This window comes from Acinetobacter sichuanensis (assembly GCF_003024515.2).
Classification (GTDB): domain Bacteria; phylum Pseudomonadota; class Gammaproteobacteria; order Pseudomonadales; family Moraxellaceae; genus Acinetobacter; species Acinetobacter sichuanensis.
The window spans coordinates 1-11,314 of record NZ_PYIX02000061.1; the positions used below are offsets into that span (position 1 = coordinate 1).

General features: G+C 35.9%; 14 protein-coding genes. 5 read left to right on the top strand and 9 right to left on the bottom strand.

All coding sequences use genetic code 11. The features are described from left to right. Positions 1-38: 38 nt before the first annotated feature. The 7 genes from C9E89_RS20350 to C9E89_RS20385 form a co-directional block, all read right to left on the bottom strand. Positions 39-1,204, bottom strand: a protein-coding gene (locus C9E89_RS20350; protein WP_085940850.1) for an IS3-like element ISAba21 family transposase whose coding sequence is annotated in 2 segments (ribosomal slippage) — positions 39-946 and positions 946-1,204 — 1,167 coding nt in all. Because the reading frame shifts where the segments join, the coding sequence is not laid out codon by codon here. A 53-nt stretch (positions 1,205-1,257) separates the two neighbouring features. Further along, the gene (locus C9E89_RS20355; RefSeq protein ID WP_087528569.1) at positions 1,258-1,881 is read right to left on the bottom strand and encodes a hypothetical protein; all 624 of its coding nucleotides are present in this window, start codon (positions 1,879-1,881) and stop codon (positions 1,258-1,260) included. Between the two features lie 120 nt (positions 1,882-2,001). Beyond that, entirely contained in the window at positions 2,002-2,445 is a 444-nt protein-coding gene (locus C9E89_RS23920; protein ID WP_228141108.1) for a hypothetical protein, read from the bottom strand. Between the two features lie 692 nt (positions 2,446-3,137). Beyond that, complete coding sequence (locus C9E89_RS20370) at positions 3,138-3,446, bottom strand: hypothetical protein (protein WP_005006143.1); 309 nt, start codon at positions 3,444-3,446, stop codon at positions 3,138-3,140. 5 nt (positions 3,447-3,451) lie between these two features. Continuing rightward, complete coding sequence (locus C9E89_RS20375) at positions 3,452-3,958, bottom strand: thermonuclease family protein (protein ID WP_063454484.1); 507 nt, start codon at positions 3,956-3,958, stop codon at positions 3,452-3,454. Between the two features lie 85 nt (positions 3,959-4,043). Further along, on the bottom strand, positions 4,044-4,907 hold the full coding sequence (locus C9E89_RS20380; RefSeq protein WP_063454483.1) for a lytic transglycosylase domain-containing protein: 864 nt from the start codon (positions 4,905-4,907) through the stop codon (positions 4,044-4,046). Between the two features lies 1 nt (position 4,908). Beyond that, on the bottom strand, positions 4,909-5,715 hold the full coding sequence (locus C9E89_RS20385) for a hypothetical protein (protein ID WP_005028502.1): 807 nt from the start codon (positions 5,713-5,715) through the stop codon (positions 4,909-4,911). 59 nt (positions 5,716-5,774) lie between these two features. Here C9E89_RS20385 and C9E89_RS20390 point away from each other — a divergent pair, with 59 nt between their 5' ends. From C9E89_RS20390 to C9E89_RS20405, 4 genes are all read left to right on the top strand, one after another. After that, positions 5,775-6,197, top strand: coding sequence for a hypothetical protein (locus C9E89_RS20390; RefSeq protein WP_005028504.1), 423 nt, complete (start codon positions 5,775-5,777; stop codon positions 6,195-6,197). 80 nt (positions 6,198-6,277) lie between these two features. Then, entirely contained in the window at positions 6,278-6,817 is a 540-nt protein-coding gene (locus C9E89_RS20395) for a hypothetical protein (RefSeq protein WP_010591043.1), read from the top strand. 34 nt (positions 6,818-6,851) lie between these two features. After that, complete coding sequence (locus C9E89_RS20400) at positions 6,852-7,592, top strand: hypothetical protein (protein ID WP_005006125.1); 741 nt, start codon at positions 6,852-6,854, stop codon at positions 7,590-7,592. Positions 7,593-7,709: 117 nt separating this feature from the next. Beyond that, positions 7,710-8,456: a hypothetical protein gene (locus tag C9E89_RS20405; RefSeq protein ID WP_005006124.1), complete on the top strand. Its 747-nt coding sequence runs from the start codon at positions 7,710-7,712 to the stop codon at positions 8,454-8,456. Positions 8,457-8,524: 68 nt separating this feature from the next. Here C9E89_RS20405 and C9E89_RS20410 read toward each other — a convergent pair whose 3' ends face one another. Next, positions 8,525-9,316, bottom strand: coding sequence for a TraX family protein (locus C9E89_RS20410; protein WP_005006121.1), 792 nt, complete (start codon positions 9,314-9,316; stop codon positions 8,525-8,527). Next, positions 9,292-9,942, bottom strand: coding sequence for a hypothetical protein (locus tag C9E89_RS20415; protein WP_057694164.1), 651 nt, complete (start codon positions 9,940-9,942; stop codon positions 9,292-9,294). The genes C9E89_RS20410 and C9E89_RS20415 overlap by 25 nt, the downstream gene beginning before the upstream one ends. A gap of 201 nt (positions 9,943-10,143) precedes the next feature. Between C9E89_RS20415 and C9E89_RS20420 the strand changes: the two genes are divergently transcribed. Next, complete coding sequence (locus tag C9E89_RS20420; RefSeq protein WP_228199086.1) at positions 10,144-10,995, top strand: hypothetical protein; 852 nt, start codon at positions 10,144-10,146, stop codon at positions 10,993-10,995. Positions 10,996-11,314: the final 319 nt, after the last annotated feature.

The following is an 11,314-nucleotide window of genomic DNA, read 5'->3' on the forward strand; positions in this document are numbered from 1 at the left end:
ATGTGCTGAATTAGCAGGAGACTTTCACTTGGGATATGCTAGGCAGCTAACCGATAAAAGTTCTCTGCTATTTGATTTGGCGTTTTAAAATCCAAACTCTTTTGAATTCTTCGCTGATTATAAAATAACACAATGTATTTTGTAATATCTGCTTTAGCTTCATCTCTGGTTTTATAGTTGCAATGATGCACTAATTCATTCTTGAGTATGCCCCAGAAACTTTCAATCGGTGCATTATCGTAACAGTCCCCACGTTTGCTCATTGAACCTTGAAAATCACATTTTTCCAGTATCTTTCGATATTCATGGCTGCAATATTGGCTGCCTCTGTCCGAATGAACAATTAAGCCTTTCGTTGGTTTTTGATTACGAATCGCCATAGTCAGTGCATTGCAAACAAGTTGTGCGGTCATACGCTCATTTAAGCTATAGCCAACCACTTGTTTCGTGTACAGGTCTTTTACTGCTGCCAAGTATAACCAACCTTCAGCAGTCCAAATGTATGTAATATCGCTTGACCATGCAAGATTGGGCTTAGTCATTGAAAACTGTTGCTCTAGTAAATTTGCGTAGATCGCTCGATTATGATCACTCTTCGTAGTTCTTTTGAAACGCTTATGACGCTTACAATACAGCTGGTTGAGCTTTTTTATTTGACGTACAGCATACGTACTGATTTTGATACCTTGCGCTTGTAAATGCTTAGTTAATCGAATATAGCCATAGCTTTGTTTAGTTTCCTCATGAGCTATTTTGACCAAAATTGTCTGTTGATTTCGCTGAACCAATCTTTTATTCATGCCTCGTTTTAGCCAATCATAAAATCGTGACACTGAAACGTGAAGTAATCTAGCCATAAAGCTAATCGGGAATAAATGTCTTTGCTGTTTCATATAGGCGTACCTTACTGACTTTCTTTCGCAAAGTACGCTGCTGCCTTTTTTAGAAATTCACGTTCCATTTCAGCTGTTTTGAGCTGTTGTTTGAGCTTTTTATTTTCTTCGAGTAAGGCATTTAGATCAGGTGAATATTGTTTAGTGCCTGCTAAGGTGCCAGTCTTTGCTTTATTATTCCAATTTGAAAGAGTTTGCATTGAAATGCCAAGTTGTCTGGCTGTTTCCGATACATTGCCTTGATTGGCTTCAATCAATTTTATTGCTTCAACTTTAAATTCTGCGGTGTAAGTCTTCTGTTTCTTGCTCATGGTAAACTCCTGATGAGTGTCTATAGTTTACCAAGTTAAAACCTCCTGTTTTCTCAGCACACATCATTTGAGCTATTGGAATTCAAAAGATCTAACAAAATACTTCTTTGATTTTCTGCTAACCCTTTTTTTGTACTCCTCGATGAAACAGGTCTTGATGGTCTCCTAGCTTTTAAACTTTTAACCATACATGATATGTTGTGTGAAATTTCACGATCTATTATTTGATTTCTCTCACTGATAATTTGCTTTGCAAACCAATCTAGATAATTAGCAATATACGATATTCTTATATAGGTCGTAGCATTTGATACAGATTCATTGGTTCGTATTTTTGCTCTATTAAACTCTTTTCTTTGAATTATAGGTTTTCTTAATTTTTCATCAGTTTTCTTATCTTTTTTATCTCTAAGATAAATACAAAGGCCTTCTATCTGTTCTGTAGTCAAAAACTGTTTCTTTAAGAAAGTTTCTTCCAATAAAATGTTATTAGTATGACACCATTCTAATAACAACTTAACGGCATTGAGATAGGCTTCTATTGTATTTGAGGCCTTCGCAGAATTTCTGAGCTTACTTGTAGCAAAAAGAGTCGGATACCAATTCGGAACTCCATTGTCATCTATCAAAAGTGAATAACGTTCGCCTGACTCAAATTTTGTTCTAATGAGTTTCATTATGTAGACTCAAAACATTACATTATTTGATGGTACATCATTACCTGTTAAATTCAATTATTATATTTACTTACATGTTAAATTATTATATTTTAATATCAATTATTTATATAAAATTATTTACATAAAAGTCTTTGGTGCATTTAAGTATGGTGGGTCCAGGTATAAAAGTTTGACTTTATTAGCTAATTTCTCTCTTAAAGAGTACAGTGCCAATAGGTTATTCCCCTTAATTAGCAAGTTCTCTTTTAGCTCACCATTTTCGTCAAAAAATTCAAATTCTGTCTCATTGGTTGCGCTGTAATATTCAGGATTGGTAAGTACTTTTGGCTCAAATAATGTATCAATATCTTTTGAATCGACTTCTTGATGTAAAAACTTTTCTGTTGTTTTAACATCTTCGCGAGACATGCCCCCAACCAGCACAGCATCTTTAAATGGGAAATTAATCACTACATTACTGTTATTTTTAATAAAACCTACGTTTTCTTGATTCGCACTGTAGAGTCCAATTTTATTACTAAAGCGTGTGTACTGACCTTTTTTGAGTGAATTTTCCGCCATGTCTTTCCCTACTCTATGCTTTGCCAAAAATGTGAAACTATTTGTTGTGTAATGCCAAAATTTTCACAAATAAGTGTATTACTAATAAGCATGAAAGCAACATAAGGCTGTTCTTTTTTTAGCTAGTTGATTCATAACCTATAAAAAATAGATATGAAAAAGCCCCAATGTTGCAAATGGGACTTTTTTGTTGCCAAGGTTAAACTACTTAGCTAAAACTTGATCCACTGAACCAATTAACTTTCGGATTACTTCACCTTCTAGGGTGTTGTTATAGGTGTGTCATTTCAAATTTAGATTTTATCCCACCTCTTGAACAAGAGTATTAAGAATAAAACTGGATAAGCAATTGGCCATAAAACTGTAAAAAGTATTTTTGATGAATAAGGACTAATTTTCATCAAAATTTTATTAATAAAATAGTACCCCGTTAAAACATAAAAAACCGCACTAAAGTACTGGTGCATATTAATCAGTAAACACCACCAGATAATAGCCCAAAGAATCGCTACAAAAGTAAGGTAAAGGTAGAAAGCTTTATTTAGTTGCATGTTCATCATCTTTGTTCGGCATAACATTACCTTTTAAAAATCTACAATTGATCTAGTTCCCTTAGGAAAAAAACCACTAATTGCTTAGTGGTTCGTTCTGATCTGGTGATTAATTGGATTCCGTGGATATGACAATAGATGTCATATAAAACCTTCTTTGAACTGTCGCCCTTCCAGCGACTCTAAGTGCATTTCAAGGAAATCTATTGCCACTTCTGAGTAATTTGCGTTGGCTGAACAATTCACCAACTTTTCATCACAAAGACATTTTCCCAAATTTGCCAACTGAGTAACCAACTCATTTCGTACAGAAGCCAAGCTGAGAGCTTCAATCTGAGCTTGCAGTTCTTCACTGAAAAACTGCAGTTCCATACGATTACCACATTGTTGTTGCAGTAGATATTTATTTAATACCGCTACGGCTTTAGCGGTATTTAATTCACCGTTCATCAATATTACTTATTGTGACGGTACTGGCTTGGATAAACAGGGTTTGGATCAGCCCATAAACCAAGGCGTTGAGAACGTGCGTTGCTTTCAGCACTCAAAATAATTTTATCTTTGAGATATTCACGATAAGCCCATGCATAGCCATCTTTAACTTGCTTATAGTTAACACTATTCACGATGTTTAAGTTGGGCACTTGGTTTGTACGCATCTGAAAAATGGTACCAAGAGTACGACCGTAGCGGTCCTTACTATTTTCTTGCACATACACAATCGTTTCATGCAAGAAACTGATGTTCTGACGCGATTTCTGACCAAAAGCTTGACTTTTTTCTGGTGCATCAATCTGGTTGAAGCGAACACGGATCTGCTCATTGTTGTTGTTTAAAACGGTGATAGTGTCGCCGTCAGAAATACGTACAACTTTGCCAACAAAATCGGCTTGAGCTGCAGTAGCAATAACAGACATGGATAAGGTTAAAGCTAAACTTTTTAAAGTTGTATTAAGGTTCATTTTGAATCCTTAGTGGGTAAAGAATAGGTGAATTATATCGCATTACGTAACTGCAATTTTTTTCTTAAAAAATATATTCAGCTGATTAGTTAGGATTTATCCCCTTTCTCTCAAGCCATTTTTTCCATTGAAGTGCATACGCAACTAAACCAGGTTGTTTTGTCGTGCCATTGCGATATATCGCATTAAAAGATGGCGTCCATGAGTGGTAAGCAGCTGCTCTAACCCAAAAATCGGTTGACGGTTTTGTGGTTAATCGATTTCGCAAGATCTTGGCTGCAAGTCGCGCATTCAGACATCCATCAGTACGCACATAATGGCTGTTATAATTTTCAAACATACCGCCACGTTTAAAGTGCATGGAATTGATTTGGAATTGCCCCATATCCAATGAACGGTTTTTGTTTTGCGCTGTTTGTCCATTGGTACCACGCTCTTTGCTATGTATACCCAATAAAACATACAGCGGAACACCTTCTGACCGCGCAGCATGAATAACACAACTCAAAGTAGCAACTCTACCCGGTACGGTTTGATCGTAAGATGCACTCGCTTGGTTGTATTGATTGTATTGCGTAGTTGGATAGGTATAAGAAACAGGACGGATATTCTGGCGAACGGGTTGTTGTTGTGGTGCTGGTGCTTGCTGGCCACTAGGTTGTGGTCCATTTTGTGCAACTGCCGTGCGCTCAGTGCTAGTCGGAGTTTCTTCAGTTTTTTGCGGTGTGTACTTCACGCCCAAGTAACGACTCGTAAATCCTCTTGGCTTTGCTGGCGCCGTTTCTTGCTGAGTGTTGGTCATGACCTGAAATGGTCGATATGGTGTACTTGATCCATTAGAATTGACATGGTTTGCATATGCACCTAGAGCCTCAGAACTTTGAGGCAATTGAGCATAAGCAACGCTTGATCCTAATAGAGTCGCAAATAGCGTTGGTTTTAACAGCATATTAATCAGCACCTTTATCGTTGTTGTTGAAATTGTCGATTAGGTGCTGTTTACGGTCAGCTAACTTATTCAGTGTTTCAACTGGCAATGGGTTTTTGCCGTCATACCACGATAAGCTATATTTTTTTGGCGCATAGCGGAACCATGCCAAGAATGGCGCATTCGGTAAAAATAAAAGACCAGTACGGACTTGCCACGCACGATAAGCTGAATTGATGCTAACCATGTATAGATAAAACACCAATAATACACCTGGTACAACAAGCATTGGATATAGCGCTTTAAAGAACATATAAACTACGTACAAGCCTGTAAACATAGATAATGCTAAATACAAATAAGACGAAAACTGATGGTTTTTAACAAGCTTGTCTATTTCATCATTACTCATTGAAGCTAAACGTTCTTGCCCTCTTGGGTAGTGAGTATTAGCAATGAGTCTTTTCAGTTGTTTAAAATTGTTAGGTGCGACAATTTCATATTCACATAAAGGGTGTGCACATACCCAATTCACGTTGCCTTTATAAGAACGTGGAATCCTGTTGTCATGCATTAAAATCGATTTACCGCATTCGGGGCATGTTGGAGACAGCATTGATCTAATATTAGATAAATGCGGTAAAAACCCTTTTCTAGCTGAACTCCAGTGGGTTTTACGCCCGAAATCAAAAAAGACTCGCTTTAAAATACCTGATTTACGGGGTTGACTAGCTTCAATTGCCTGTTTAATGGCAGCTTCATCTAAAACCTCATTGGTAATATTTACCTTTTGTGTAGCACTATCAGAACTATTTTTATCTGAAGACATACTTTTACCTACGGACTTTTATTATGTAGAATACGTTATTATATTAAAGGATTTTCAACGTGTCTAAAACCCTTTTTATTTTCGCAACGGTTATTTTAATTTCCACCCTTTTAAGTGCCTGTAATAACTCTAATACTCCAAATGAACAAGATCCATTAAAAGGTCAAGAACAGAAGTTTTTAGACGAATCGGCAACGAGTGAATCAAAAGAACTTGTGTTTTATGACTTGGTAGATCCTAAGAAAAAAGACCAACCTATAAAGGCTGAAGAAGCAAGTGCTTCCGAGCCTGAAGCCCAAGAACAACAACCTGAAAACGCCTTATCTCCTGAGGTTCTTGAAGCGATTCGTAAACATACAGAACGACAAGAAAAAAAGGAAAATGCACTCAGAACAATAGCTGAAGCTAAGCGTATTGAAGCATTATTAGTAGGTAAAGATCGCAGTAGTGATGATGGCTATACCTATAACAGTGATGAATAATTGATATATCAATGGTTTTAACCAATACAAACTTATTATTTTAAGTTAAAATGATTTTAAATTTTTTGGTATATACGGTTATGTTTAACAGTGCTTTTAAGAAACATAAAATAAAAATATGTTTTGGCTTGCCAATCATAATTGTGGTTTCGATCTTAATATTCAAAATCTACTCCTACCCCTTTAAGCCAAGACTCTTAAGCCCCGATTGGATTGAAAGTCGCTACAATGGTTGGGAAGTTGAACATCATGACTTATGGATTGCTACAATTGTGGATGTTGTTGGTCCAAAAACAGTAAAAATTAGAAATCAAAATGGAGAAGAAAAAATTATGGATCTTCTCTATATAAATGCTTTGCAATCTTCGGAAAAAATGAAAAACCTCTATATCAATAGCTTGTCCGGTTATGTTGGCCAACAGCTATTTGTAAAAGGAGATTCAGACAAAGCGCGGTTTAATGGCGTCTTGATCGATGGTAACGGTGAAAATATCAATCTAAACCTAACTTATGTACCAGGTGCGGTATTGGATATGTCATCAACTGCATACATTCATGACCGAGAAAAGCAATTAGTTCCTTATTTCGCGAATATCAATTCAGAAAATAGAACGTTTTAAGTTATAAATTAAGGGATATTAGAAAGGCCAAGCTATGCCAGCACCATTATGTTTTCTCACACTGGAATTTACCGCCAAAGTCAAGAATCCAGTTGATGTGCCTGACATTATTAAGTCGTCTATTTTGACGCGTATTAAAAAGTGCCGCACATCATCAATAGAACAGGTTCAGTATCTTTATAATGCTGAAGAGAGCTACTGGAAGCCAAAAAAACAAGTCACTGAAGAAGCAACTCAATATCATGGCATCACCAATGAAGATTTATTAACGCAAGACTCAATCAATGGTCTAAAGATTAAAAACTATGTTGTGTATTGGGCAAACGTTTATACATTTAGAATTTTGCAAAAAAGCAAAGTGAAGTTTTTTAATCACCGCTTTATCTTTTTAAACAACTTAATCAACGTGATTGGTGAAGATGGTTCCCTACCCATGACAGAATGGGCACGTTTAGCCAGTGCAGCTTCGGGAAATAATGAATTTCCAGAAGAGATACTGACTAACACTAACAATAAGGTCATCTGTTTGACCGTTATATTTGATTATATTTCTGAAAAATTAACATCACTTTATGGTTTGGATCTAAATAAGCATTACGATCTGGTTGCTGCAGTACAATACAACAGTGCTATCAAAGCTAAGAGTCAAAAATCATTAAAGGTTCATAAGCTTATGCGTGATGATTTTAATGAGTTTAAATTGCTTTTAGACAAAGGCATGGAGATTAAGAGAATTAAAAAGGAATATTTTATAAATAACAACTACCTCCCTTAAACCTAAAAGCCACTTTCTTAAAAGTGGCTTTTTTGCGTTAAACATAAAATAAACTATCACTAAAACCCTTTTTTAAAATATAATACTTTTAATTTCTATTTTAACTGGTGATACATTGTGAGTTTAATTAAGAAGCAAAAAGACATTCTATCTCACGACCCTCTTGTTTCAATTTTTAGTAACAATGACCTTTTAACAATCTCAGTTGATACGGATTCTGAAGATTTGAATCGTCAACCTAAAAATATAAAAATCCCGAATGCCGATCTTAAAGAGTTAACAATACAAATCAGTGGTTTTGATACTTTAGAAAACAATGATGTTGGTCGTTATTTCACTTGTTCTGGTACCGTAGAGCTCGTTAATACACTAGGTAATGGTGAAGAAAAACGTTTTGTATTAGCAGAGCCAAAAATCAAAGTAAACGTGGTTAAAAAAGGTCATTTACCGCAAACAGAACAAATTAAACAATTGGTTCGTAATGCGTGGATGGATGCATTTAGTGATGGTTGCCAAAACATTAACCAACCTTACCACTATGAAGATGAAACTTGGTTTGAACGCTTCAAAGGTAGCATTATTGGTAAGTTTGTACTGATCGTACTTGCCACTTTCTTCGCTGCTTTCATTGGTTTGGCTATTTTTGGTTATGTTGCTGGTAAAAAACAACAGGACCCAACATTAGAAATTGCGAATCAAATTGCTCAAGATCCTGAAGCATTAAAGCAATTGCTGAATCAATATGATCAACAAAATAACCAATCTGGTGCACCTACTCCACAAGCATCACCAGAACAAGCAGCTGAGCAAGAAAGACAGCAAGAAATTAGCTCATTCGGTTTAGATGCTGGATCTAGCGAATAACGCTGATTAAGCAATAAAAAAGCACCTTAGTCATAAATACTTTGGTGCTTTTTTTGAGCCTAAATTTATTATGCAAATTTAAAAAGAATCCAAATGATGACGAGATGTACTGGATAGAACCAGTACGCCCACTTCCCCACTGGCGGTACTTCAAAAGGTATATTCATGTGCTGTCCTTTCAGTAGGAATTGTGCACCAATATACGTTGCAATGGCGCTACTGACAGCAAATGAGAATGCCAAAGAATATGTAGTCATATCCGTATAGTAGCCACCAATCAACCAGTTGAAAATGTTGGCCAATGAAGTGAGCAAGACGCTGATCATTAAAAAGTATTTCTTAGAACGAACGTTGGTTGTTTTAAAGAATAAATACAGGAATACAATTAATAAAACGCCCCACACGCTATACATAATAAAATTAGATAGCAATATGGTCACGACTAACAGAGAGACAAACTGCAGCGTTGCATATTTATGTTTAGATTCCCCCAATACAACAAGCAAAAATCCTAAAAGCAACGTAGGCATGACGTTCAGTGTTGTAAATGGCTCTTGGTTGAATAGTTGATACGGTACTTCTGATAGCACACAAAACAACGCCAAATTTTTAAAATAGTTTTTTAATGTATGGGTTTTCTTTTTAGAAATAGCTTGGTTCAAATTGAATGCAAGCATGATACAAAAAATAGGAAAAGCACAACGACCAATCGTCCTCAACAACAGATTATATTGAGGAAATAATATTGATGCGTGGTCAATAACCATGGTCACAATCGCAATCCACTTCAATAGATCCAAGGCTCTATTGCGATCTCGCACGGCGCTTTGGCTAATTACAGCTTCTTGTAGATGAACCATGTGTTATTTTTCGCTAAATGGTTTGTATAAGCATCACTACGCTGTTTTCGGGTGTTGTTACGATTATCTAAGATCTCAATGCTGTTCCAACCTTCGGGATAACCGAGCACCAGTCCAGAGTTATAAAATCTCGTGCGATGACGCTCTTCATCGCCGGCATAAAACAAGTACGCACGAATATCGTTATACGGTCGATGCCCGACCAATACGTTATCTTCATCACGATCAAAGTACTCATAAATTAAATCCGTATATTCACGATTGAAGTATCCGCACTTCTCAAACAGATCTGCACTTGAACGAAAAGTAATAGATTCCTTGGCCAGTGTTTTATTTAAAATCATGCGAGTGACATTACGAGCAAACACGGGCAAATTAAAATGCACAGGCAAATGAATTTCATTTATTTCGGACAAATCAATAGGATCACCAAAAGGACTAGAAAGTTCTAATGCTTTTTGATAAAAGTCCATCCATTGTGCAAGATATTCATCAACAAACTTTTTCTCACCATAATAAATTGGTAATCCATCAACCGTTAAAAGGTTTTGTGGAGGAAAAATATTGTTTCTTAAATCTAAGATGCTTTGTTTTAATTTTGCGATTTCGATTGGATCACTAATCATAACAACTCACTCGAATTAGAGTATTAAGATAATTATATAGGGTTTTAATTAATTGGATATAAGTTTTTAGCTCAGTAAATAAGCATTTTTGTTGTGTGGCGAATTAGAATTGATAAAAAATTTAAAAGAATATTTATTCTAGGAATTATTGATACAATGTATCTAATTTCTTACGAATTAGTATATACAATTGGGATTACTATGCTTACCCCTGATCGAATAGACAAACAAGTTAATTTGGCTGGAATTGACAAGTCGTGGACCAATTTATTAAATCACTTGGACATTGATAGTCATCCTGAATACAACATCAATAAAACTCAGCCATGGTACTTGGCTAATTTTGTAGATTACCTACGCCTACTCAACTTTAAGTTTGATGAATTAAATCTAAGAGAGATTCGTGCAGTTGATTATGACTTGGTAGATTGGTCATTTCTTAAATCTAATCGCCTAAATGGTGTTGAGGTGTTTAAGGACCTTACCATTTATCTGCAGAAACCCATTTTTGTTACGCAATATCCTAAATGTGTAGCCATCAATGCTGATGTTCGCGATCGTAAGCTTGCAGAGGTTATTTATGATTACTACAGACGCTTCTTACCGTTTTTTTATTCATTCATTAAATTGATCAGATCAACGCAGCGCTTATCTCTAGAACGTAAATTACCCGTGATTGATAACTTTATGTCTAATTTTGGAGATCTTAGTACTGGTGAGTTTTATTCAAATATTCCATTTGATGATGCAGAGCTCAAAAAGATTTTGAAAAATGGCTTTGAAAAATATAGAGAGCATAAATCAGAACAGCGGTTTAGCCGTGCCATCGCAGAGCTAACACCGATGTTTAAAGCTTTGTCTGAATACTTAAAGATTGTGTCTACGGTTAACTACGTGGATCTAGACCTTATTCACTTCTTACACAATGCATTTTTGGGTAAAAACTTTAATATTTATTCAGATCTATTCGCTATGGATAAAGAACCTAATTTGTTGGTCAATTTAAGTTGGACATACACAAAAGCAGTCGTTTATGTGCATCGGCTATATTAAAAGGAAGAAGAATATAGCGATCTTTTAACGAAAGGGCCTGGTCATACCGAAGTTTTGTAGCAGAAGAAAAATCTGTACTGGTTTTGCCCGTGGCAAAGTCTAACCAAAAGACGTCATTTCCATCGCACAATAAACCTAAATTATCCTTTTCAAGCGCCACATACTTGATATAAGGATCATCTATTTGTGAGATCGAGGGGATATATTGATAGTCCACCTTTCATACAATATGTTTGCGAACGTGGTGCACGGCGATCGGTTGATCTATGGACCGTGCGTTATCCCATGCTACCTGAGCTTGCTCTAAAGTATATACGTG